Annotated in this window: 19 protein-coding genes, 1 pseudogene and 1 riboswitch; of the genes and pseudogenes, 10 read left to right on the top strand and 10 right to left on the bottom strand. The window is 49.5% G+C overall.

Annotated features, from left to right (window positions below):
- Nucleotides 1-115: 115 nt before the first annotated feature.
- A complete protein-coding gene (yccS, locus tag FXF61_RS14360; RefSeq protein ID WP_151185892.1) occupies nt 116-2,284 on the top strand; it encodes a YccS family putative transporter in 2,169 nt (722 codons plus the stop codon).
- Here the strand turns inward: yccS and FXF61_RS14355 are convergent.
- The 4 genes from FXF61_RS14355 to FXF61_RS14340 form a co-directional block, all read right to left on the bottom strand.
- Entirely contained in the window at nt 2,281-2,958 is a 678-nt protein-coding gene (locus FXF61_RS14355; RefSeq protein WP_151185891.1) for a DNA-3-methyladenine glycosylase, read from the bottom strand. The genes yccS and FXF61_RS14355 overlap by 4 nt on opposite strands.
- Before the next feature lie 60 nt (nt 2,959-3,018).
- Complete coding sequence (locus FXF61_RS14350) at nt 3,019-4,059, bottom strand: NADP-dependent oxidoreductase (protein ID WP_151185890.1); 1,041 nt, start codon at nt 4,057-4,059, stop codon at nt 3,019-3,021.
- Nucleotides 4,060-4,080: 21 nt separating this feature from the next.
- Nucleotides 4,081-5,238, bottom strand: coding sequence for an iron-containing alcohol dehydrogenase (locus tag FXF61_RS14345; RefSeq protein WP_151185889.1), 1,158 nt, complete (start codon nt 5,236-5,238; stop codon nt 4,081-4,083).
- A gap of 104 nt (nt 5,239-5,342) precedes the next feature.
- On the bottom strand, nt 5,343-5,927 hold the full coding sequence (locus FXF61_RS14340) for a TetR/AcrR family transcriptional regulator (protein WP_151185888.1): 585 nt from the start codon (nt 5,925-5,927) through the stop codon (nt 5,343-5,345).
- A 184-nt stretch (nt 5,928-6,111) separates the two neighbouring features.
- Between FXF61_RS14340 and FXF61_RS14335 the strand changes: the two genes are divergently transcribed.
- Nucleotides 6,112-6,516: a DUF4878 domain-containing protein gene (locus FXF61_RS14335; protein WP_178087325.1), complete on the top strand. Its 405-nt coding sequence runs from the start codon at nt 6,112-6,114 to the stop codon at nt 6,514-6,516.
- A gap of 30 nt (nt 6,517-6,546) precedes the next feature.
- Nucleotides 6,547-7,194 carry a YiiX/YebB-like N1pC/P60 family cysteine hydrolase gene (locus FXF61_RS14330; RefSeq protein ID WP_151185886.1) on the top strand — a complete coding sequence of 216 codons (648 nt, stop codon included), beginning with the start codon at nt 6,547-6,549 and terminating at the stop codon, nt 7,192-7,194.
- A gap of 113 nt (nt 7,195-7,307) precedes the next feature.
- Here the strand turns inward: FXF61_RS14330 and FXF61_RS14325 are convergent, their stop codons facing one another.
- From FXF61_RS14325 to FXF61_RS14310, 4 genes and pseudogenes are all read right to left on the bottom strand, one after another.
- Nucleotides 7,308-7,538, bottom strand: coding sequence for a hypothetical protein (locus FXF61_RS14325; protein ID WP_151185885.1), 231 nt, complete (start codon nt 7,536-7,538; stop codon nt 7,308-7,310).
- Nucleotides 7,539-7,669: 131 nt separating this feature from the next.
- A pseudogene (ltrA, locus tag FXF61_RS14320) lies at nt 7,670-9,417 on the bottom strand (group II intron reverse transcriptase/maturase).
- Nucleotides 9,418-10,368: 951 nt separating this feature from the next.
- On the bottom strand, nt 10,369-11,091 hold the full coding sequence (locus FXF61_RS14315) for a hypothetical protein (protein ID WP_151185884.1): 723 nt from the start codon (nt 11,089-11,091) through the stop codon (nt 10,369-10,371).
- A gap of 287 nt (nt 11,092-11,378) precedes the next feature.
- Nucleotides 11,379-12,674, bottom strand: a complete 1,296-nt coding sequence (locus FXF61_RS14310) for a ferric reductase-like transmembrane domain-containing protein (RefSeq protein WP_151185883.1) — start codon at nt 12,672-12,674, stop codon at nt 11,379-11,381.
- Between the two features lie 126 nt (nt 12,675-12,800).
- Here FXF61_RS14310 and ligB point away from each other — a divergent pair, with 126 nt between their 5' ends.
- Complete coding sequence (gene ligB, locus FXF61_RS14305; RefSeq protein ID WP_178087324.1) at nt 12,801-14,492, top strand: NAD-dependent DNA ligase LigB; 1,692 nt, start codon at nt 12,801-12,803, stop codon at nt 14,490-14,492.
- Between the two features lie 264 nt (nt 14,493-14,756).
- Nucleotides 14,757-16,232, top strand: coding sequence for a DUF3360 family protein (locus tag FXF61_RS14300; RefSeq protein ID WP_151185881.1), 1,476 nt, complete (start codon nt 14,757-14,759; stop codon nt 16,230-16,232).
- A gap of 61 nt (nt 16,233-16,293) precedes the next feature.
- Here FXF61_RS14300 and FXF61_RS14295 read toward each other — a convergent pair whose 3' ends face one another.
- The gene (locus FXF61_RS14295; RefSeq protein WP_151186121.1) at nt 16,294-16,704 is read right to left on the bottom strand and encodes a cytochrome c; all 411 of its coding nucleotides are present in this window, start codon (nt 16,702-16,704) and stop codon (nt 16,294-16,296) included.
- Between the two features lie 268 nt (nt 16,705-16,972).
- Nucleotides 16,973-17,437 (bottom strand): MAPEG family protein, encoded by a 465-nt coding sequence (locus FXF61_RS14290; RefSeq protein ID WP_151185880.1) that lies wholly within the window; start codon nt 17,435-17,437, stop codon nt 16,973-16,975.
- On the opposite strand from FXF61_RS14290, the gene FXF61_RS14285 reads away from it, so the two are divergent.
- The 5 genes from FXF61_RS14285 to FXF61_RS14265 all read left to right on the top strand — a co-directional run bounded on the left by FXF61_RS14285 (nt 17,436) and on the right by FXF61_RS14265 (nt 25,467).
- Nucleotides 17,436-18,689: an IS256 family transposase gene (locus FXF61_RS14285; RefSeq protein WP_151185879.1), complete on the top strand. Its 1,254-nt coding sequence runs from the start codon at nt 17,436-17,438 to the stop codon at nt 18,687-18,689. The two genes, FXF61_RS14290 and FXF61_RS14285, sit on opposite strands and share 2 nt — an antisense overlap.
- A gap of 211 nt (nt 18,690-18,900) precedes the next feature.
- Nucleotides 18,901-19,000, top strand: a riboswitch (S-adenosyl-L-homocysteine riboswitch).
- Nucleotides 19,001-19,023: 23 nt separating this feature from the next.
- On the top strand, nt 19,024-20,424 hold the full coding sequence (gene ahcY / locus FXF61_RS14280) for an adenosylhomocysteinase (RefSeq protein WP_151185878.1): 1,401 nt from the start codon (nt 19,024-19,026) through the stop codon (nt 20,422-20,424).
- 76 nt (nt 20,425-20,500) lie between these two features.
- On the top strand, nt 20,501-21,346 hold the full coding sequence (gene metF, locus FXF61_RS14275; RefSeq protein WP_151185877.1) for a methylenetetrahydrofolate reductase [NAD(P)H]: 846 nt from the start codon (nt 20,501-20,503) through the stop codon (nt 21,344-21,346).
- Between the two features lie 161 nt (nt 21,347-21,507).
- Complete coding sequence (locus tag FXF61_RS14270) at nt 21,508-23,289, top strand: DEAD/DEAH box helicase (protein WP_151185876.1); 1,782 nt, start codon at nt 21,508-21,510, stop codon at nt 23,287-23,289.
- 186 nt (nt 23,290-23,475) lie between these two features.
- On the top strand, nt 23,476-25,467 hold the full coding sequence (locus FXF61_RS14265) for a choline BCCT transporter BetT (RefSeq protein ID WP_151185875.1): 1,992 nt from the start codon (nt 23,476-23,478) through the stop codon (nt 25,465-25,467).
- The last annotated feature ends 66 nt before the right edge of the window (nt 25,468-25,533 follow it).

Genomic DNA, 25,533 nt, shown 5'->3' with positions numbered 1-25,533 from the left:
GCATTATTCAGTGCTTGCGTAAGTATGCCTTTGCTTGCCGTTTGAGCCGTCTTGTGCCAGCCTAAAACTTTGCTTTACGGATACTGCCAGTCCCTGATAGGCGCAAGGATCATCAATGAGCTCACTCTCTTTTAGCCATTCTTTACGCCGCTTGTGGGCTTTAGAGCGTTTTGGTTCAAGTTTACGCTTTTTTATTGCGCTGGCCGGCTGCATGGGATGGTCGTGGTATAACGGCCAAATGGAGTTGCTCACGCCACTATTTCTTGGAGTGATTGCCAGTGCTTTATCGGAATCTGATGACAGCTGGCAGGGGCGTCTATTTTCAACCGGCATCACTCTCATTTGTTTTTTCCTCACTGCAGTTGCCGTGCAGCTGATCTACCCTTACCCATGGCTGTTTGTCAGCGCATTAAGTGCCGCAACGTTTTGTTTAATCATGCTGGGTTCGCTCGGTGAGCGTTACGCTACGGTTGCCTTTGCTACATTAATTCTGGCCATCTACAGCATGATTGGTCTAGAGCAAAGCAGCGATGCCTTGGTATCAGTATGGCAACAGCCGATACTCTTGGTAACAGGTGCAAGCATCTATGGCGTACTCTCAGTTCTTTGGTACGGAATTTTTTCCCAGCAGCCATTGCAACACAGTTTAGCGCGCTTATTTCGTGAACAATGCGCCTATTTAAAAGCCAAATCAGCACTGTTTGAGCCTTTACGCAATATGGATGTGCAAGGCCACCGCCTAGCGATTGCCAAACAAAACAGCCGCGTGGTGGCTGCGTTAAACGATACCAAAAGCATTATTTTGCACCGCGTTGGTGGCCGCAGTAACAGCAAGGTCAACCGTTACCTAAAGCTTTATTTTCTTGCCCAAGATATTCACGAGCGGGCCAGCTCATCGCACTACCCGTACTCACAATTGGCTGATGCTTTTTTTCATAGCGACGTATTGTTTCGCTGTTTACGCCTGTTGCGTCAGCAGGGTGATGGTTGTAAAGCGCTAGCCAAGGCCATTGAGCTGCGCCAGCCCTTTGATTATGGTGGCGGTCACAGCGCTGCACTGGAAGACTTACAATCAGCCATCGCCTACCTCAAACAGCAAAACAATCCGGAATGGCGCGACCTACTGCGCTCATTGCGGGCACTGGCCAATAACCTCAGCACCTTAGATCACTTGCTGCGTGATGCAGCCAATCCTGATGTGGCGGCTTTAACCAAAGATGACGCCATTTTTGATCGCGACCCCAAGACCCTTAAAGAAGCATTTGAGCGCATCCGCCAGCATTTAAGTATCCACTCACTACTGTTTCGCCATGCATTACGCCTGAGCATTGCCGTCGCCGTCTGCTATGGCGTGATGCAAATGCTGCATGCCGATCAAGGCTATTGGATTTTATTAACCACTGTTTTTGTCTGTCGCCCAAACTACGGCGCAACACGAGTACGCTTGGTTGAACGCATTGTCGGCACTATTGTCGGGCTCGGCGCCAGCTGGGTATTGTTTGAGTTGTTTCCCGAACTTTGGGTACAAGCTCTGATTGCAGTCGCCGCGGGTGTGGCCTATTTCGCTACACGCACCAGCCATTACAAGCTCTCAACCGCCTTTATCACGTTGATGGTGCTGTTCTGCTTTAACCAAATCGGCGACGGTTATAATTTATTCTTACCACGCTTAACCGATACGCTGATTGGTAGTGCCATCGCCGGCTTAGCAGTGTTCTTTATTTTGCCGGATTGGCAAGGCCGCCGCTTAAATGTAGTGCTAGGGCAAACCTTGCGTAGCAATAGCCGCTATCTGAAACAAATCATGCTGGCATACACTCAAGGCAAAACCGATGATATGGCCTACCGCGTGGCCCGTCGCGATGCGCACAACGCCGATGCTGCGCTGTCCAGCACGCTAACCAATATGCTTAAAGAGCCTGGCCACTTCCGTCGCCAAGCCGATATAGGTTTTCGTTTTTTACTGCTCTCACATACCTTGCTCAGCTATATCTCGGCGCTGGGTGCGCACCGCGAAACATTAGCACATGCACCCACTTACCCGCTGCTCAATCAAGAAGCACAGCTTCTGGCTGATAGCCTCGAACAGATTGCTCAGCAGCTGATCAAACGCGAGCCCATTGACGTGCACAGCGATACCGAGCAGCAACAATCCTATCGCTTGCGTGATTTGCCAGAAGAAGAGGATGACACCTTGCGGTTTTTACAAACCCAGCTGCTGTTAATCAGCCAGCAACTGGGCTCGATCCGCACCTTAGCTGCGCATGTTTTAAGCAAAAGCTAACCCAGAACAGGCGCTTGATCGCCTGTCAGGCGCCAGAAATCTTGCCCCTCAACTTGGCCACGGCGTAAGGGGTTTTTCGTACAATACTTCACGTAATCAGCATCAACAAAACGATAAGGCAAGTGCTCGTCTCGCCCTTGAGTAATGCCTAAACGGCGTGCTTGAATAATCTCACTGGGGCGAATGCCGCAGTCCTCAACATAAAACCGCTGCCCATCAAAATCTTGGTTATCCCAATCAGGCACTTTTAAGCCGAGGCTTTTGCACAACAAAGTTTGCCCACTACAGAGCTTGTGCAGCGGCCGAGGCTGGCCTTGGCGATCAGGATTATTGGCTTGCAAAATACTCAAGGTCGACTCAGGCGACAGCGCATCAAAATACGGATAACCCGACTTAATCAACACCGCATTACCTGGGCCTTTCGCGCTGAAATTCACTGAATCACCACCGCGTGAATAGTACATATAGATGGTGCCGCCATCCTTAAACAGCGCTTGGCGCTTCTCAGTATAGCCGAGCGAAGCATGGCTGCCCTTGTCGGTCAGCATGTAGGCTTCCGTCTCAATAATCTGCACGCTAAGCCAAACACCCTCGTGACAATAGCGAATCACCTTGCCCAACAAGTCGGGAGCAAGTTCGAGTGCGGGGCGATTGAAGAAGGTATCTGGAAGCATGCGAATCCCTGCGGATGAAATAGAGAGGGCAGTCTAAAAAATGTTCAAGCATCAAAATAATTACAATTCTTCAGGCCCAACTTGGATCACTAACTTACCAAAGTTACTGCCCTGTAATAAGCCAATAAACGCTTGTGGTGCGCTGGCTAAGCCCACCACAAGGTCTTCGCGGTAGGTGATTTCTTGATTGGCCAGCCATTTATGCATATCAGCACTAAACTCAGGGTAACGCGATGCATAATCATCAAAGATGATAAAACCTTTTACCGTTAAACGTTTAACCAAGATGGTGCTCATCAGTAGTGCCAAGCGGTCTGGGCCAGGTTGTAAAGCGGTTGCATTGTAGTTTGCAATCAAACCACACACAGGAATACGCGCAGAGGTATTGAGCAATGGCAGCACGGCATCAAATACTTTACCGCCGACATTTTCATAGTAAATATCGATGCCTTGCGGACAGGCTTGAGCCAATTGCTGGGCAAAATCATCGGCATGGTGGTCAATGCAAACATCAAAGCCTTGCACGTCCACCGCATAGCGGCATTTTTCCATTCCGCCAGCAACGCCCACGACACGACAACCCTTTAACTTAGCAATTTGCCCAACTGTAGCGCCAACGGGGCCGGTCGCCGCAGCCACCACAAGGGTCTCACCTTCTTTTGGTTTACCAATATCGAGCAAGCCCATATAGGCGGTAAAGCCTGGCATGCCGAGAATACCCAGCGCGTAGGATGGATTTTTCGGTGCAGCGCCCAGCGGCATCAAATCAGCACCATCACTGACAGCGTAATCTTGCCATCCGGTGTTGGCCAATACCCAATCACCTTCAGCAAATTTTGCATGCTTAGACGTCACAACACGGCTCACCACCGCACCGACCATCACATCATCAACTGCTACAGGCTCAGCATAGGATGGGCCATCACTCATGCGTCCGCGCATATAGGGGTCAAGTGACAAGTACACAGTGCGCAGCAACACTTGACCGTCTACTAGAGCCGGAATGGCCTGCTCTTCAAGGCGGAAATTTTCTGGGATTGGTGCACCGTGCGGACGTGAAGCCAATACGATACGGCGATTACTTTGGCTAGTCTGATTCATACAGTTCTCCTTAGATTATAATTAAAGGCTGGCTTCAAGCACACGACGGCTGATCGCTAGATCAATATCCTGATGCTCACCCAACTGTTGCATACCATGTTCTTCGAGTTGCTTGAGTACGGCTTCAACAGCCGCTTGCTCAAGGTCATAGTCTTTAAGACGCGTTTTCACCCCAAGGCTTTCAAAAAACTCACGGGTCTGGGCAATGGCAGCATCAATACGCTGCTTTTCGTCACCGTCACGCAGGTTCCAAACACGCTCGGCGTACTGCAGTAACTTCTCACGCTTAGGCGTGCGGCGCTCTTGCATCATGGCCGGTAAAATCACCGCAAGGGTCTGTGCATGATCTAGGCCATATAAAGCAGTCAGCTCATGACCAATTAAGTGAGTTGACCAGTCTTGCGGCACACCAGAACCAATCAAGCCATTTAAGGCCAAGGTGGCAACCCACATTAAGTTGGCACGCACCTCGTAATCATCGGGCTGACTCAAGGCCAAAGGCCCTTGTTCGATCAATGTTTGCAACAAGCCTTCAGCAAAGCGGTCTTGTACCGGCGCATTGACGGCATAGGTTAAATATTGCTCCATAATGTGCACAAAGGCATCCACTACACCATTAGCAACCTGGCGCTCAGGCAAGGTAAAGCTTTTGCTTGGATCTAACATGGAGAACTTCGGGAAAACAAAATTGCTATGAAACGGCAGCTTAGCTTGCAAAGACTTGCGCGTAATGACGCTACCGTTATTCATTTCTGAACCTGTTGCCGCCAAGGTCAACACCGTACCAATCGGCAGTGCTTCTTTTATATCAGCGCCACCACTGAGCAGGATATTCCACGGCTCATCAGTATAAGGCACAGCTGCAGCAACAAACTTAGCGCCGTCAATCACTGAACCGCCGCCGACTGCCAGCAAGAAATCTATTTTTTCTTCGCGTGCAATCTGTACCGCTTCCATCAATTTCTCATAGGTAGGATTGGCTTCAACACCAGCAAACAAATGCACTTGCCGCTCACCCAGCGCCTTTTGTACTTCAGCTAAAGTACCGGTGCGTTGTGCACTTTGCCCACCGTAGAGCACCATAACCTTGGCATCCGCTGGAACAAAAGCATCAAGCTTAGCAATGCAGTCTTGGCCAAAGCTGATATGGGTGGGGTTATAAAAATCAAAATTTAACATGGTATTGGTGACTCCAGTTGAACGATAACGCCGGCATAGAAATTAGACCGGTCGTCTATTTTTAATGCAAAAAACCTTATATATCGCAGGCGCTTGCGCTGTAATTAATTGAGTAAAACGGTACGCGAGATCTGCATTGCTTGCTCCATGGGAGCGCTGGTGCGATGCAGTTTCGCCAACAAACTGGCACCCAGCCACAGCTGGTAGAGCATCACTGCTGTGACATCGGCATCGGTGACACTCAGAGAGCCATCAGCTTGGCCAGCGCGGATGCAATCAGCCAACTGCTCGATCACTTGATCAGTGCCATCGCGCAAGGTCACGCGCATCGCCTCCGATAAATCAGCAACTTCCGCGCTTAATTTCACCACTAAACACTTTTGCTCATGGCACGCACCACTATTGCCAATCAACCACTGTTGCCAATAGCCAAGTAAGCGCTCGGCAGCAGGGATTCGCGAATCGTTAAATAGCAGCTTTTGTGTGTCTAAATACGCAGTAAAATAAGCCTCAAGCACCGCTTGGCCATACAACTCTTTAGAGGGAAAATAGTGATAAAAAGACCCTTTTGGCACACCAGCGCTGCGCAAGATTTCATTCAAGCCCACACTCGAAAAACCCTTAGCAGCCATAATCTGATGGCCGGTTTCGAGTAAATGCTGGCGGGTATCAACATAAGACGTTTTCATGAGCGCAAGTCTAAACTGCATTAGACCAGTCGTCTATAAAATAAATACTAAAAAAACATCCGGCAAACCTATCCACTCTCCAGAGAAAAAACCACTCTGTAGAAAACGCCCGCCAAGTCACGCAAATACTAAAGCGCAACAGTTATACTGCCTGTCCTCATTTATTGCGCGCAAAGGAATCACCATGCAAATACTCCGTAACGGTATATTTATGTTGCTCACTGCTGCTTTGCTGATCGCGTGCTCACCCAGCAATTCACCTGAGAAAGTCGCACAAACATATATCAATGCTGTATTAGCCAATGATATTGAGGGTCTGATGGCCACGCTGGATATTCCTGCAGACACACCAGATGAGCAGGACACCCTTGTGCGTGGCAAGCTCAGCATAATGCTCGCAGAAACCAGTACGCGCGCTATAAGTTTTGGCGGTGTTAAAGACGTCACTTATTCAGAGCTGGAATACAATGACGCCAAAACGCGTGCCACCTTGGTCGCCACGATCCGTTATAAACAAGATAATGCACCCGTCAAACGCGAAAATATCACACTGGCTAAAACTGCTGATGGCTGGAAAGTATCTTTATAAGCCTAGTAACTTAATAAGAGTAAACATGGCGTGCTAACTGCGTTTATGCGTTTGCGGCAACACCCCTTACGTGCCGCATTGATGCTAGCGGCCGTGCTGGGGTTAAGTCTCCTTACTTATACCGATCAAACGCCAACTGCCCGCCCTGCTTTCTTGACAACTCAGCTACCGCCCCTAGCCATTGGCGACTGGGTGTTTCGCTCAGGCACATCGGCAGAAAGTCAGCTAATTAAAACACTCAGCAGCAGCGCGTATTCACACATTGGCATGGTGGTCAGCGTGCAACCCGAACCCTTAATTGTGCACGCCACGACCGATGATGATCCGCAGCGCGCCAATCAAGTCTTAAGCTCAACCCTCAACGACTTTCTTGACCCCAGACTCGCACAAGGCTTTGCCATCGCACGCCCACGTTTTATTACTGAACAAGAAAATCAGCACGCAGCAACATGGCTACTCAAACAACTGAAACGACCTTTTGTCTTAGCTGAGCGCGGCAGCGCGCACTTGTATTGCACAACCCTACTGGTTGATGCCTTACAGCACAGCTCAAAACCCTTCCAGCCCGCGTGGCAACAAATCAACGCACCCATGTTCAGCGGCGAATACCTGTTCCCCAGCGCCTTTGCAAACTATCCAGAAATTGAGTGGCTATATCACTCTACGCTTTCCAAATAATACTTCTGCCGGTGATTAATGCCCCAAGCAACGGTCGCGGGTATGACCCAATCACACAGACCCAACTCCCTGTACGAGCTGGCCTGCGATGCTATTCGCAGCATTAAGCGGTCTTACGCTTTACCTGCAAACACAGCCTCGATGGTTTCTGCAAACAACACGCGCTCGGTCCATAGCGTGAGATCTACTTCTTCGGCCTGGAGTAGGCGCTGCTCGTACTCTGCAGCTGACTCGCCAAACTTGAGCTGCAGAAGCTTTTGCAAGGTACTTTGCAGGGTACTGATGCGGCCTTGGTCAATACCTTGCTCAATCCCCTGACGTTCAATAATTGAAATGTAAGCCATTTTACTATCCTCTTCGAGGTGTTGTCGGGTAGGGACAGGTCATTACTGACCCATCCCCCCTAAGAACCGTACGTGCTAGTTTCCCAGCATACGGCTCAAGCTTATAAAAGGGCGGTTATGACCTGCCCCGGCTACAGTAACGAGCGGTTGTCCTTTATACCGCTGTACTTTAACGGTTTTGTCATACGCTGGCTGTGAAGCTGTGCATGACAGTTGGGGTGAAGTAATGTACGGTTTTTCAGCGTGTCCGGCCCGCCATCCACTCGTCTGACGATGTGGTGGTCGTGCCAACCAGTTTCCTTGCTGATTTTGTATCCGCACAAAGCACATATCCCTTTTTGCCTGATGTAAAGACTCAGAATTTGCTTCTGTAACGCAGTTTGTGCTGCATCCGCTTAGTTCTGAGTGCTTCCCATTTCAGCTCGTGCTCTGGGTCAAAGGGGCTATAAGCCCCCGGCAACCTTTTGTGGCGCACGATTTCCGTACTGGCAAGCTGATATAGCTGCCTGTGCTTTGTTTCACCTTTCTCGTTTAAGTAGGGGTTAGCAAACACCCAGTTTCTCCCACCTATGGAATAGAAGTACTTTTTCCTAATCCATTTAGCAGGCTTTCTTGGATGTCTGCGTTTTGCCCATCTCCAGATACGCCAGAAAATGATGCTATCTAGCTTACTGAAAGTTTGCTTGGCCACTACCGAGGAGTGGTAATTAGCCCACCCCCGCAGTATTGGATTTAAGCGCCCAATGAGTTCCCTCTGCGTCATTGCTCCGCTATTTCCTATCACCTCTCGCACCCGCCCATAGAACGCTTGTACGTTACCTTTGGCAGGCTTGATCAGCAGTTTAGAAACCCTGCGATGTGATTTGGGCGCATATTTACGGAAATTCCACCCTAGGAAATCGAACCCGCTTTCAATGTGTGTAATCTGCGTTTTCTCCGCAGACAGCTCCACTCCCCGCTCAGCGAGGAATGACTCTATCCACGGCTTGATGGTTTCCTCCAGCAACTCTTTAGAGCTGGCCAGTACCACGAAATCATCGGCATAGCGCACCACATTGACTTTGAGTCTGCTTCCTTTCGTTTTTCCGAACAGCTCGCACAGGTGTACTTTCAGTTCGGTTTCCAGTCCATTTAGGGTGGCGTTAGCCAAGCAAGGCGAGATAATCCCACCTTGTGGCGTTCCGTCTTCTGTTGCCATCAGTTTGTGCTGGTCAATAACCCCAGCTTTTAGCCATTTCTTAAGCATTTTCTTGTCCATCGGAACGGACTTGATAAGCCAGTCATGACTGATTCTGTCAAAGAAGCTTTTGATGTCGGCGTCCATCACCCACTGTGGCCCCGTTCTCGGGGACAGCAGGTGAAAGAGCTCTACCATTGCATCGGTTGTTGATCTGTCCGACCTAAAGCCATAAGACTTCGGGTCACTGGTCGTTTCAACAACCGGCTCCAGTGCCAGCAGGTATAAAGCCTGCATAGCTCGGTCCAGCATCGTAGGAATTCCCAGCGGACGCCTTTCCGTTTTTCCTGGCTTCGGTATCCATACCCTTCGAAGCGGTTTGGGCCGATAGCCTCTTATTTCTGACAGTCTACTGACGGCTATCCATTTAGCCTTGGGTGTACCCCATGTTTCTCCATCAACCCCGGGTGTCTTGCGACCCCGGTTTTCCGTCACCCGCCTTACAGCCCAACAACGACCGTAAAACGAGCGGGTCAATAGCCTTTGCAGTTTTCCTACTCTGCGCCAGTCATTTTCCCGTGTAGCCTGTGCAATCTGTAACTGCGTTTTCCTCACTGCTCGGTAGATTTGGTTCCAGTCAAGCTGGTGCCAACCTTGAACAGCGGAAGACGCAGAGCCAGATGGTCCGTTATGACTTTTCATGCAGTCCTCCAGATACCCTGGGCGGACTAACTCCACGATGGGGAGTCCGTTCCCCATCGGGTATTTTTTTCTAGGCTTCAGTCAGTGCTCATGCACTTATAAACCAGCAACAAGTGGGCCGCTGTTTCCAGCGTCGGCATATTTCATCCGCTATCCGAGCCATTACAGCCCGGCATTTGCTTTTTGTTGCCTCCTCTTCCTCACACCCACGGGCCTCGCTTACGCTTGGCTTGCCAGTGTGAACTGGCGGATGGTCAGGATTACCACGTTCCCATCACCGAACCATTTCACCGTTTAGACTTTCTCTATCCCCCGGCAGCGTGTTTGATGCCGCATCCCGTAACTAGATCGGGATGACCCGCTGCATTGCCGTTTGGCTGAGGCCAATAGCTATCGTAGGCCTGTCAATGATCACGAGGGTTCTTTTGAGAATTCACATACGTTAGTCATGCGGTTACTGCTGCTAGCCCTGTCTCCTGTGTATAGCTCACAGAAGAACGCCATCCTCGCGGACGGATTTCAGGACATTGTCAGATGAGCTTCACACATACAGGTTGGCCCCATATGCATGTCTTCTTAGCAGACCAGCAGGCATATGCTGGGTCGGATAACAAAGCTGAGGCTTTGTTCCGACATTTCGATGATGAGCTTTACGCTCATATTATTAAGTTGCACCTGCGCTTCGCAGCGTTGGTAAGGCAGGCGCAACTGTCCCTAGGCAGGGGCAGATGGCCGCCCCTAGGGCACTAATTACTAACCGCAACGAAATTGTTACCAATTATTGCGGCTAGTATGGTTTTGGCTAGAATTTAACCAAAACTGATTTAAATGGTGCAAAACACCTTTTTTATGAGCATACCAGCTCCGCTGATATGCCCTTGTGCTTACTAGCAACTTTCAAGCTGTTTTCTCTTATTTTTCAATAAGTTGGGATTAAACAGGCCAGCTACCCTACCCATGAAGAGCGACACGTGTCGCACCTAGTTGCTCATTGTAGTATGGGGTCAGGTCTTCGGGTAGGGCGACGATCCATTCTAAAAAGACCACTAATTGCACGACCTGTTCGCGGGGTAATCTCTTTTGCGTAGCTAACCGATAATAGCCAATTAAATTGTCAACACGGTTTTTGCCATCCTTGATTAGCTTAGCAGTCAGTTGCGCGGCGATGAGTAAACCGAATGGATTATCGTGCTGCAGTAGCTGATCTGTTTTGTCCTGCCAATCCAACAGCTTCACAGTCTCAAACTCAAAGCGAATGCTGCAGCCGGCAATTGTGTCGCTGTAATAGCTGGGCCTAAAACTGGCCTGAGTGTCGGTCAATACTGCCAAGCTGATAACCGGCTTTTGATAGCGGTCACGGATGCGGTAATAGTAAATAAACATACGCTCGGCAAAGTCTGTTTCTGGCGCGCCCTGCACTTCGATGTGAATTAAAATCCATTTTTCAGTGCCGTTTAAAAAATGTACTTTGACCAGCTTGTCCGCATAACGCCGTGAGTTTTTGGCTTTGCGGGTGATCTTTTGCAGTTCTTTATCAAGAAACTCAACCGGTTGCTGCCAGTCGATTAAAGTGCTGATTTGTGGGTATAAAAAATCCATAAAAGGCTGGAAAAAAACCTCAAGGGCTTCTTTCCAAGGACTGTCGTGGTCTTCTTGGGCATTCTTGTTCTGCATGGCAACCTCCGTGTTGCGCTGTTTGACTCCATGCAGATCAGTATAGAACGGAAAACATATTCTGCTTACTGAATAGTAGCTATGGCGGGCTAGTAGAAAAAGAGCAAAAGCGAAACTGTAGTGGCATGTGATTACCCGCGCACAAATGACAGCGATTACTAAAGCAACAAGCTAATAGCAGCAGCGACAGCCATTATCCTTTGCATAGATAGTAATCCCCAAAGTAAACAAGCCGCCCCGCGCTCAAAGCGCAGAGGCGGCAATAGATAAAACAGGCCAACATCGCCTTAACGCATTTGAAAATACTCCTTATGAAAGTTACGCGCAGGACAGCCCAAAGTACGCATACCTGATTGCAAAGCATCGGCAAACCCTTGCGGACCACAAAACCAAACTTTCGTCTCTGCAGACTGATTCTTAAGCACCTGCTCTGCACTCAAAAAACCCTGCTCATCACTGTAATGCAGACGCAAGCTCACATTGGGCAAGGCATCTGTTAAACGCTGCAACTGCTCAGCAAACACCGCCTCTTCAGCGTTATCCACGCAGTAGTATAAAGTCGCTTGCGGCGCGCGTTCAGGCTGCGCTTGCAAAGCCTCTAACCAAGCAATAAAAGGCGTCACACCAATCCCCGCACCCACCCATATTTGTTCGCCATCGCCGTCCAGTTGCATATCAAAGTAGCCATAGGGCCCCTCCACAGTCACCGCGCGCCCTGCATCCAGCTCTGTTTGCAAGCGCGTGGTGTAATCACCCAGGGCTTTAATTGCAAAACTCACCTGACCACTGGCTTGATCGGCACTATTAATCGTAAAAGGATGCGCACCTTCAAAACGATCAAGGGTTATAAACGCAAACTGCCCCGGTCGATGCGACCAGTGCTTGGGTAACTGGCAAGTCACTTCAAGAACCTCACCCTCATGCTGCTTAACAGCCAACACCGTGCCCGGATAACGGCGAGTACGACCAATAGCGCCACTGAGCACGACAAACGCGCAATACACACCCACCACCGCGGACACTGCCAGCAACACCCCTGCAGGCTCTGTCCACCAGCCAGCCGGTGCCAGCACGACACCGTGAAAGGCAATAACAAGATAGATCACCGACAAAGTTTTATGCGTATAACGCCAAATATGATATGGAAAGCGTTGCCATAATGTGATCACCAGCATGATGCCTAGAATCCACACCGACCACTCGCCGACGTCTTTGGCAGCGTCGCGAAACATCTCTAAAAAGGTTTCAACGCGCTGTCCTTTAGCGCCGCGCTCAAAAAACACCTTAAGCAGATCTTTGGATAAGTCTAATAAGTAGTGGCCCAGCGCCAGCCCTATCGCCCAGATTCCAGCCCATTTATGCAGGCGGTACATTTTATCCAAACCATGCAAACGCTTTTCTAACCATAACGGGCGCACAGACAACAGCATAATCAATGACATCAAGACAAATGAGCCCAGCCCTGTCACATAGATCAACTGCTTACGCCACCACCAAACATCCATCTGTGGATTATGCCCGATCACCGTCAGAGCCCAAGCAGCCAAAACCACAACGGCCACCGCGTACATAATTTTTTTCATGACCCTCGCCCCTTAAAAATCCTGAGCCTGAGTTTAACGCTTGCGCCTTAATTGAACCTTAACCAAGACACTGGAGATTTCTTGACTACACTGAATCAACACAGATCACCAGCAAGGATGCTCAGTATGTTTCACTCATGTGTATCAACTCTCGTATTCAGCAGTGCTGTTCTTATCAGCACAGCGGCCTTCGCCGAGTGCCCGGCATGGCCCAGCGATCAAGCTCAGCAAGAAATCACCACCTTGCGCCAGCAGATTACCGACTGGGATCGCAGCTACCATCGCGATGCAGGCTCAGCAGTCGCAGACGAAATCTATGATCAAGCCCTTGAACAACTGCAGATATGGCAAGCCTGCTTTAACGTCTCGCATACTGCAGAGCCTGCAGCTACTGCTCTCACATCGGTACGCGGCAGCCTTGAATTACCTTTTAGCCAAATGGGCTTGCGCAAGCTCAATGCAACAGCGCTGCAAGAATGGATGAGTGGGCGTGATGATCTGTGGGTACAGCCTAAAGTGGACGGTGTAGCTGTCACCCTGCTATATAAACATGGACAACTCCAGCAGATGCTCAGTCGCGGTGACGGCTTACAAGGCCAAAACTGGATGCCACATGCTCAAGCCATTTCAGCTATCCCCAAGCAACTACCCAGCAAACAGCCGCGCATCACCTTGCAGGGCGAACTCTATTTACAGCAAAGCCAGCATATCCAAGCCCAGCATGGTGGCAGCAATGCTCGCTCAGAGGTCGCAGGACTGTTAAACCGCAACCAGCTAAGCCCTGCACAGGGCGATAAAATCGGTTTATTTATTTGGGAATGGCCTGATGGTCCAGCGTCCATGCATGAGCGCCTCAAGCAACTGCAGCACTTGGGTTTTACTGATAGCACAACCTATAGCCAACCCGTGCAAAACTTTAGCCAAGCCAAGTACTGGCAGCAGCTGTGGTACAACAGCGCCCTGCCCTTTGCCAGCGATGGTGTGGTTGTTAAACACAGCCAGCGCAACACACAGCATGCACGCAGCAACTACCCTCCGAGCTGGGCCGTGGCCTGGAAATACCCTCTACAGCAAGCACTTACGGCAGTCACTGATGTGACATTCAAAATTGGTCGCACTGGTCGTATTACACCAATCGCGCACTTAAAGGCAGTACAACTGGATGACAAGACCATTCGCAGAGTCAGCTTAGGGTCATTGCAAAAACTGAATCAGCTGTCTCTCAACCGCGGTGACCATATCGCCATAGCCCTATCTGGTCAGGCTATCCCGCACCTAAAGGAGGTCGTTTGGCGTAGTCCGCAGCGCCAGAACTTCACTACGCCAAAAGCAGAAAATTACCATGCGTTAAGCTGCTGGCAATCCAGTCCTGAATGCCAACAGCAATTTCTCGCGCGTCTTACTTGGCTCGGGCATAAAAAGGCGCTCAATATGCCTGGCATTGGCGCAAAGACATGGCAAGCACTGATTGATGCAAAACAAATCAGCCAACTTACGGACTGGTTAGCTTTGAGTGCGGATGACTTAAAACAGCTACCCAGCTTTGCGCATAAACGTAGCGCGCATACAGCACAGGCATTTACTCAAGCGAAGCTGCAGCCTTTTAGCGTCTGGTTAAAAGCACTCGGTGCACCAACAAGCGTGACAGTGATGCCCAATGATACCTGGCAAACACTGGCCGCTCTCAGCCAGCAAGAGTGGCAGCAGTTACGACATTTAAGTCGCAGTAACGCGCAGCGCGCCCATGCATTTTTCCAGCACGCAGCAGTACAAAGCGTGGCTCTAAAGCTACATGAGCATGGAATTAATGGCTTTTAAACGACGTGTTATATCGCTATTAAACGCCCATTTGCCATTTCACCAAACAATACATCCTCCAAAAGGCGTATTGCTGCTGCAAAATTGAGTGGGCACTATACATTCGGTTATTTGAGCTGTTAATCATAGCAGCTCATTCATAAGCACTTGTGCACCCTCATAAAAATAAGAAATATTGGCCAAGACAACGCGTTGATTGTGTTACTGCACAGTAACCCTTTGCGCCTGTCTTTTTTTTTAGGCAAATATTAAAAGAGCAATAAAATGGCAATTGATGATCCTAAAAGCTATCGCGCGCTACACCGCCCACGAAGCGAATTTGCTTCAAGGCAAGCGTACTTAGAGCACGAACTCAGCATTATGTCGCCCCGTCGTTGGGGTATGAACTTGCCCTACCGTGACTACCGTTTTGAGGCCGAAGACTGGATTCCGGCTATGGCTGCCACAATTGGCAAGATCGTAATGGTCGCCGCCATCGTCGCTGCATTTGCTGCCCCTTTAGGCCTTTCTAATGCCTTTGTTATCGAGAATGCTCGTTATGAAATGTTGATCGCCGCGATTTTATTTGTGGTGATTTTTTCAGGCTTTTTGATTCCAACAGCAAACCTACCCGGCACTCACGGCCCACTGATCCCGCTGGTACCCATCATTGTTGCCTCCGGCGGCCACCCCATGGCTCTGGGCATTATGATTGGCGTGCTGGGCTTTACTCTCGGCATATTTAGAGGCGGAAGCTTACTAGCCAGACTCACCAGTGACGGTGTTTGCGGGGGTTTATTGCTGTTTTTAGGCTTTATTGGGGTTACCTCACAAATTAAAAACTTGTTTGCTTGGGCAAGCGGGTTTGATATGGCCTACGTCGCATTCGTAGTGATACTAGCCACCATCATTATGTACGCCTATTTAGAGCACTTGGGTAAGCGCTGGCTGGCCATTCCACTTGGCTCCGTGCTGGCCGCTGTGATTGCATTTGCTTTAGGTGCGCCTTTTGAATTCACCACAGAGCCAGGCATTCCAAACCTAAACCCAGCTTACTGGTGGGGCGAAGACACAGGCTGGAAACTGGGGCTACCTGAGCTGAATCAGTTCATTGCGGTGACACCTTTTGCGATTTTGGCCATTGCGATGTGGTCACCCGACTTCTTAGGTCACCGCGCCTTTCAGTATCTTAACTATCCAAAAGATGCGAAAAAAGTTGTGATGAATATGGACGACACCATGTGTGTGGCGGCAGCACGACAAGTCGTCGGCACCGCGCTCGGTGGTGCTAATATTGCATCGTCTTGGGGTACTTATATCGTACCTGCTTCGATTGCTAAGCGTCCTATTCCTGCAGGTGCGATTCTAACCGGTTTTCTTTGCGTGGTTGCCGCAGTCTGGGGCTACCCAATGGACTTAGCGATTTGGCCACCGGTACTGAGTGTCGCACTAATTGTTGGTGTTTACTTGCCGCTACTCGAAGCTGGTATGCAAATGACACGTCAAGGTAAAACAGCACAGTCTGCAGCCATTGTGATCTTCTCATCCACGCTGGTGAACCCTGTGTTTGGTTGGTCTCTGACGATGCTGCTGGACAACATTGGTATTATCGGTGACAAAGAGCGCGGCCAGAAAATGTCTCGCACCGACCGCTGGATCATTCCATTGATCGTGTTTGCCTTACTCTGCACAGTGATGGCTGGCATCGGTATGTTCCCTGGTATTCCAGCACTATTGGAATCCTTTCGTGAACTAAGCTAAGCCTAGATCAAACAGCTGATCCGTTGCTCATTGCGCAGCAGCGGATCAGGCTTGGGCAGCATTAATACACGCGAAACTCTTTATGACAGGACTCACAAGCATCCTCAACAGCTTGCACTCGCAAAGCCAGCACACTGTCGTTAAGTGGTGGCTGCGTGGTACTGGCGACTAAACGTGCAGTCGTATCCTCCAACTCCCGCGCCAACTCTTGAAAGCGCTCTTGGCGCTGCCAAACATCATCACGCGCCGAGGTTTCACCCTCTTCTTTGACGCTGGGAAAGTGCTGCCAAGGCTGTTTAGATAAAATATCCAACTGCGCTGCCTTCTCCACAAACACTGGCTCATCATAGGCAATACGCCCACGCAGCATGCCACCTAGATCCTCACTGACATTAAGCATTTCTTTGAAGATCACTTGACGCTTGCCCAATGGTGAATCGGGATCAACACCACCACACGCAGCTAAACTCATAACTGCAACCAACAACGCACTACGTTTTAGCACACACTCACCCACTCAATAGTTAAAACAAACGCTCATTTAGATTGCGCGACACACTCCACGCCATCAGCACTTACACATCTCTTCGGCGTCATAGCCATTTTCAGCCATACAAATGCAAGCCACTTAGCCTCTACAGACTGTCGTCTTTGTAAGGCTGCACACCTGCCACGAATGGCAGATGTTGCGGACAGCTTTAAAGACCTTGCACCATCGTCAATCGACTCAATCAACAACCTTAAGCCGATACAACAAATAAACTAATAATTAAGCCCAAACCCACAAACCACACCAGCGAGCGCAATAGCGCCCAGTCAGCGATATAGCACAGAGTATACAGCACACGACTGAGCACAAAGGCTATCGCCAACTGATCCAACAGGCCTTGCCCAGCAACGCCAACCAAATGCGCAATGATCACTGCAGCTGCAAACGCCGGTGTTATCTCAAAGCCATTTTGCTGGGCATTATTGGCACGCTTAGCCACACCTTGCACAGTGGCTAAAAACGCCCGCGGATCATGGTTGTGCTTGGGATGTAAGCCGCCAGAACTGGCTTTGGCCCAAACTGTTGATACATAAGGCAATACGATAGCAATTAATACAGAGATATAGTCATTTGTGGTGTATGAGGGGAAAAGAGGGTGGCGTATCCTGTTGATTGTTTCGACCAAGAAATAATTAACAGTAGAGCGATACGCCATGACAAATACTACCCTGAATGTTCTTTCACAACCAGATGAAACTGGCACTGATGTGCTAACTGCTTTATTGCGTAATGGTGCTCGCCAGCTCATTGCGCAAGCAGTTGAAGTAGAGCTGCAGCAACTGCTGCAAGCTCATGAAGAACTGCGTTTACCCGATGGCCGCAAAGCTGTGGTGCGTAACGGCTATTTGCCTGAGCGCAGCATCCAAACGGGCATTGGCGATGTTGATATCAAGGTGCCAAAAGTGCGTGATCGTAGCTGCTCTGGTATTCGTTTTACCAGCGCACTGCTACCGCCATACCTCAAGCGTGCCCGCAGCGTTGAAGAGTTATTACCGTGGCTGTATCTCAAAGGTATTTCCACTGGAGACTACCAAGAAGCCCTAGCAGCCTTGCTGGGTGAGAATGCCAAAGGCCTGTCAGCTAACACCATTTCCAGGCTCAAGGAACGCTGGATTGATGAGCACCGAGAGTGGCGACAGCGCGATTTGAGTGACAAGCGCTACGCGTACCTTTGGGTTGACGGTATTTACAGCAACGTCCGCCTCGATGACCGCCTGTGCTTGCTGGTGGTGATGGGCGTGACAGAGCATGGCCGCAAGGAGCTGATTGCTGTTGAAGAAGGCTATCGTGAGTCTGAAGCCAGCTGGCTTGAGCTGCTGAATGGCCTGGTTGCGCGTGGGCTTACGACCTGCCCAAAGCTGGCAACAGCTGACGGCGCATTGGGCTTCTGGAAAGCCCTGAGTAAAGTTTATCCGCAGACCAAACCACAACGCTGCTGGGTGCATAAAACGGCCAATGTGCTCAATAAATTGCCCAAAGCAGTACAGCCCAAAGTGAAGGAGGCACTGCATGATATTTGGATGGCTGAGACGCGTGAGAAGGCTCATAAAGCCTTTGATATAGCGCTGGAAAGGTTTACTGCTAAGTACCCACGCGCAATGGAATACTTAGCTAAAGACCGTGAGAGCATGTTGGCTTTCTACGATTTTCCAGCAGAACATTGGGTGAGTATACGCACCACCAACCCAATTGAATCTGCCTTCGCTACAGTACGTTTAAGAACCAGCAAAACTCGCAACTGCGGTTCAAGAAACACAACCCTAGCAATGGTTTATAAATTGCTGCAATCAGCGCAGAAGCGCTGGAACCGCCTGAAAGGATTTCAACTGCTAACCCTCGTGGTCAATAACGTTAAATTCCAAGACGGCGAACAAGTAATGGAGCAATCAGACAGGAAAACCGCCTGATGCTCGTACACCAGATTTGACCATAACTCTTAATACACACCAATAAGCAACTGTCATAACCACTCCTGCAAGCATTATTTTTATAGATTGAACCGCTACTCTAATACAAATTATTGGAGCGAGAAGACATTCTTCGCCGCTTAGCACTTGGGCAAATGGCAAAGCCTCGCTATAATCAGCCGCGCAATACGGCTTAGCCGTGATTGCCAACAGATTCGAGGGGCGCTGCAGCAGGATTCTCCTGTCAGGCTCGAAACAGTTGCCTTCCAGTTGTTCTACAACTGCATATTTGCAAACGGCGCCCATTCGCTAATTACGAATGGAGAACTCATTTATGAGCGCTGTAGCTGGTTTTACTGATTATAAAGTCGCAGATATGTCATTGGCCGATTGGGGCCGCCGTGAAATTATTATTGCTGAGTCTGAGATGCCTGCCCTGATGGCTTTGCGTACCAAGTATGCTGCCGAGCAGCCACTTAAAGGTGCGAAGATTCTCGGCTGTATCCACATGACCATCCAAACCGCGGTACTGATTGAAACCCTGATTGAGCTGGGTGCTGAAGTTCGCTGGTCGAGCTGCAATATTTTCTCTACGCAAGACCAAGCTGCTGCAGCCATTGCCGCTGCGGGTATTCCAGTATTTGCTTGGAAAGGCGAAACTGAAGAAGAGTATGAGTGGTGCATCGAGCAAACCATTATTAAAGATGGCCAGCCTTGGGATGCCAATATGGTGCTTGATGACGGTGGTGACTTAACCGCTATTTTACATGAGCGCTTTCCACAGGTCTTAGACCACGTACATGGCGTCACTGAAGAAACCACCACAGGTGTACACCGCCTACTGGAGATGCTGGAAAAAGGCACATTGAAAGTGCCTGCGATCAACGTCAATGACTCAGTCACCAAAAGCAAAAACGACAACAAGTACGGCTGCCGTCACAGCCTCAATGATGCAATCAAACGCGGCACCGACAACCTGCTATCCGGTAAGCAGGCATTGGTCATTGGTTACGGTGATGTGGGTAAAGGCTCTGCACAATCACTCAATCAAGAAGGCATGATTGTTAAAGTTACTGAAATTGACCCGATCTGCGCCATGCAAGCCTGCATGGATGGTTACGAGCTGGTCTCACCTTACATCGGCGGCCACAATGATGGTACTGACGCCAGTATCGACAAGGCTTTATTGAGCAAAATCGATTTAATCGTTACCACCACAGGTAACGTCAATGTCTGTGATGCCGGCATCCTTAAAGCACTGAAAAAACGTGCTGTGGTGTGCAATATTGGCCACTTTGACAATGAAATCGATACCGCTTTTATGCGCAAAAACTGGGCATGGGAAGAAGTGAAGCCGCAAGTGCATAAAATTCACCGCACCGGTGCTGGCGAATTTAACCTGCACAATGACGACTACTTAATTCTGCTCTCTGAAGGCCGCCTCGTGAACCTCGGTAACGCTACAGGCCACCCAAGCCGCATTATGGATGGCTCATTTGCTAACCAAGTACTCGCGCAAATGCACTTATTTGAGCGCAAGTTTGCTCAGTTAAATGCTGAGCAAAAAGCAGCAGCGCTGACTGTTGAAGTGCTACCGAAAAAGCTCGACGAAGAAGTTGCTTTAGAAATGGTAAAAGGTTTTGGCGGCGTCATCACCCGTTTAACTGATGTGCAAGCCGACTATATTGGCGTACCCGTAGACGGTCCTTACAAGCCTGAAACTTACCGCTACTAAGGTCCACATTAGGGGTAGTTTTCTACCCCTTTTTGTACCTTGCGGCCGACACTTTTTAATTTTAGGGTCATATTTTATGAGCAAGCAACCTCGTATTAGTTTTGAGTTCTTTCCCACTAAAACCGATGCAGGCCATGAAAAGCTGTTAACAACCGCGGCTCAACTGGCCACCTATAATCCAGAGTTTTTCTCTTGCACCTATGGTGCGGGCGGCTCAACCCGTGATCGCACCTTAAATACCGTTTTACAGTTAGACGGTGAAATCAAGATCCCGACTGCACCGCACTTATCTTGTGTTGGTGACAGCAAAGACGATTTACGCGAACTGCTGCACCTGTATAAAAATGCCGGCATTAACCGCATTGTTGCCCTGCGTGGTGACCTGCCATCCGGCATGGGTATGGCCAGCGGTGAATTGCGCTACGCCAACGAGCTGGTTGAGTTCATCCGCAAAGAGACTGGCGATCACTTTTACATCGAAGTGGCTGCCTACCCAGAGATGCATCCACAAGCACGTGATTTTGAAATTGATCTGCAAAATTTCGCCCGCAAAGTGCGGGCAGGCTCAGACAGTGCAATCACCCAATACTTCTTTAATGCCGATTGTTACTTCTATTTTGTCGAACGAGCGCGTAAACTAGGCATTGATATCCCAATCGTGCCAGGCATTATGCCAATTACGAACTACAGTAAACTGGCACGTTTTTCTGATTCTTGTGGTGCTGAGCTGCCACGCTGGATACGCAAACAACTGGAAGCGTACGGCGATGACACAGCAAGCATTCAAGCCTTTGGTACAGAAGTTATTACAAACATGTGTGAGCGCCTATTAGACGGCGGCGCACCTGGTTTGCACTTCTACACGCTTAACCAAGCTGAACCCAGTTTAGCTGTTTGGGATAATCTCAAGCTTAACCGCTGAAATATGGCCTAAGTGCCACTATAGCGATATACCTCCATCCAGTTTTATGCCCAGCGCAGGACATAATTCGTGGATGGAGTGCATACATTTTATGCACTCGTATGGAGCATTTATAATTTTGCGCCCCAAAGTCGGCGGGTCGCCGACAACAGGAAGACTGCATGTCCTTTTCCTCCCTAGGTCTGTCTCAGACTCTGGTTAACGCCGTTGAAGCTGCCGGCTATACATCACCAACCCCAGTGCAATTACTGGCGATTCCCGCGGCAGTACAAGGCCGCGACCTTATGGTTGCCGCACAAACGGGCACCGGTAAAACGGGTGGTTTTGCTCTACCTATTTTAGAAATTTTGTTCCCAAACGGTAAACCCGATCGCGAACAACGCCACCGCCCACGTCAACCTCGTGTATTGGTATTAACGCCAACCCGTGAGCTCGCTGCACAAGTACACGACAGCTTTAAACTGTATGCCCGTGATTTACCCTTTGTCAGCGCCTGTATTTTTGGTGGCGTAGGTATGAACCCGCAGATCAACGCGGTTGCCAAAGGTCTTGATGTCTTAGTGGCCTGCCCTGGTCGCTTATTAGACTTGGTTAATCAAGGCAAAATTGATTTAAGCGGTGTCGAAATTCTAGTCTTAGACGAAGCCGATCGTATGCTGGATATGGGCTTTATCCATGACGTGAAAAAAGTCTTGGCTAAATTACCAAGCAAGCGTCAAAACTTGCTGTTCTCAGCGACCTTCTCACAAGACATCACCAATTTAGCTGGACGCTTACTGCATAATCCAGAGCGCATTGAAGTCACGCCGCCAAACACCACGGTTGAGCGTATTGAGCAGCGCGTGTTCCGTATCAAGGCATCACACAAGCGTGCTTTATTAGCTCACTTAATTACCATGGGTGCTTGGGAACAAGTATTGGTTTTCACCCGCACCAAACATGGCGCAAACCGCTTAGCTGAGTACCTCGATAAAAACGGCTTAGCCGCGGCCGCCATTCACGGTAATAAAAGTCAGAATGCGCGTACTAAAGCCTTGGCAGAATTTAAAGCCGGCAGCGTGCGCATCTTAGTGGCAACCGACATTGCAGCTCGTGGTTTAGATATTGATCAACTGCCGCATGTAGTCAACTTTGAACTGCCCAACGTTGAAGAAGACTATGTACACCGTATTGGTCGCACTGGTCGCGCTGGTCGTGCCGGCGAAGCAGTATCTTTGGTGGCGCCTGATGAAGAGCGTTTACTAAAAAGCATTGAGCGTATGACGCGACAAACCATCGAGGAAGGCGATACCTTAGGTTTTGATCCAAGCAGCGTGGTCATTGAAAAAGCTGAACCGCGCGCACCACGCCCGCCACGCGGCGGTGCACGTAATGCACCTCGCTCAGCGGACAAAAAAAGCAATACCGACAAGCCTAAAGGTCGCCGCCCTGAAGCACGCAGTGCAACCAGCAGCACTGCAGACAAGCCTGCCCGCGCACGCAATCCACGCAACACGCGTAACAACCGCCCTGCAGCAACAACTGCAGTCCCTGAGTTGCCACCCAATCGTGACCCAGAAGTATTTCTAGACGACGCCATTGATAATTTTGGTAATAGCGTTGATTACGTTAGTCCTTACCAAAACAAAAGCCGCGGCCGCCGCCCTAACAGCAACGCTGCGGCTGGCGCACAAGCCCGTACAGCTCGCCCGGCACGCCAAGAGCGTAATCCAAGAGCAGCAGGTGCAGCAGATAAGCGCCGAGCGCCTAAAAAAGCCAACAATAACCCTCGTCGTGACGATGCGCGCTATGCTAGCCCTAACGAGCCAGCAGTTAATCGTGAAGCGCCACAACCGTTGATTATTCGTAAAGGCGAGCGCCTGCCCAGTCTAGAGCAGCTTGAGCAACTAGAGTCACGTTCACGCAAGGAAAGACCTGCACTACTGACAGCGCGTACTGATTAAAAATAGAGTCTAACTTGTCTAAATAAAAGCCTCGCATATTGTTTCATTCGGCATGTGGGGGCTTTTTAGATAGGTAATAGTTATCGTTCTCCATTAAACTTACCAGACAACGGAGATTGCTTGTAAATGCAGCGCCCGAACTGGCATCACTTCAATTGATGTGACAGGTATACCCAAGGAGTTCACATGGAAACACCTTCCAAAGCCAACAAAACCATTAATCCGCCAGTCTTTTATGGATCTGCCGTTTTAGTTGTTGCAATCGTATTTTTTGCGGGCATGTTCCCACAGGGTGCACAAGAACTGTTTGGTTCTGTGCAAAGCTGGATCGTAGATAGCGTTAGCTGGTTCTATATCCTCACCCTTGCGCTCATTCTCATAGCCACAATATTTCTGGCCACCAGTCGCTATGGTGACATCAAGCTCGGCCCTGATCATAGTGAGCCTGACTATAAAAACAGCTCATGGTTTGCCATGCTGTTTTCTGCGGGCATGGGTATCGGCTTGATGTTTTTCGGTGTGGCCGAACCAGTCATGCACTTTGTGGCGCCACCCGTAGGCGACCCAAACACCATCGAAGCTGCCAAAGAAGCCATGAAACTGACCTTCTTCCATTGGGGCTTACACGCTTGGGCGGTTTACGCGATTGTTGCATTGATCCTCGCTTTTTTCTCCTACCGTCATGGCTTGCCGCTGACCTTGCGCTCAGCCTTGTACCCACTGATTGGTGAGCGTATCTACGGGCCAATTGGCCATGCTGTCGATATTTTTGCCATTATCAGTACGATTTTAGGTATTGCGACCTCGCTGGGTTACGGTGTTCTACAAATCAACAGTGGTTTTAATTATCTGTTTGGCCTGCCCATTGGCACCAACATTCAAGTGATCCTTATTATCAGCATCACCGCTTTGGCTACCATATCGGTTGTCACTGGTTTGGATAAAGGGGTAAAACGTTTATCAGAACTTAACCTTATATTTGCTGTTATTTTATTAACCCTAGTATTGGTTCTCGGCCCTACCGCACTGCTGTTAAAAAGCTTTGTTGAAAACACCGGGGGTTACTTATCTGAGATCGTTAACAAAACCTTTAACCTGTATGCCTACGACCCAACTGACTGGCTGGGCGGCTGGACCTTATTGTATTGGGGCTGGTGGATTTCTTGGTCACCCTTTGTCGGGATGTTTATTGCCCGCGTTTCGCGTGGTCGTACCCTCCGTCAATTTATCACCGGCATCCTACTGGTACCGACCGGCTTTACTTTCATGTGGATGACGGTGTTTGGTAATAGCGCCATCTACATGATTATGAAAGAGGGGATGACCAGCTTGGCCGACACTGTTAGTGCCGACAGCTCATTAGCCCTGTTTGCCTTCTTAGAGCACTTCCCTTTTTCTACACTGCTGTCAATGGTTGCAGTCTGTATGGTGATTCTGTTCTTCGTCACCTCGGCTGACTCAGGCTCCTTAGTGATTGATATGCTAGCTTCTGGTGGCCAAACAGAAACACCTGTATGGCAGCGTATTTTCTGGGCATCATCCACAGGTTTCGTTGCCATTGCACTGTTAATGACCGGTGGTTTAGGCGCGCTACAAACAGCTACAATTGCCAGCGCACTGCCCTTCTCAGCGATTCTATTGGTTGCCATTTGGGGGTTATTTAAAGCGCTACATATTGACTCAACCAAACGCATACTGAGACAACAAAGTGCGACGCACTACTCGCGTGAGAAAAAAAGTACAGGGGGCTGGCAACGACGCTTACGCAGCATGGTCATGTTCCCTCGCCGCTCACACGTCAACCGTTTTATTGACGAAGTGGTAGTGCCAGGCTTTGAAGAAGTTGCTGTTGAGCTGCGCAAACAAGGCTACACAGTTGAAGTCATTAGCAATGATGACGACGACAAGCACTGCAAGCTTGAAGTACAGCATCATCAGGAAGTTAACTTTGTCTACGAAGTACGTCCACGCGCCTATGTGCGACCAGACTTTATGTCACAAGAGGACGCAACTGAAGATAGCGAGGAACGAGAAGAGCGTAAATACTTCCGTGCCGAAGTGCACTTAATGGAAGGCGGCCAAGATTACGACATCATGGGCTGGTCACGCGATGAAGTGATTGACGATATCCTTGATCAGTATGAACAGCACATGCACTTCTTGCACGTGGTGCGCTAATCCTTCACTGCCGCACGCTTAACCAGGCGCTCTTTTTAGAGCGCCTTTTTATTGTGCTAAAACTCA

Source organism: Pseudomonas sp. C27(2019), from assembly GCF_008807395.1.
In the GTDB taxonomy this organism is placed as follows: Bacteria; Pseudomonadota; Gammaproteobacteria; order Pseudomonadales; family Pseudomonadaceae; genus Denitrificimonas.
This window is presented reverse-complemented; position numbering and strand designations above follow the sequence as displayed.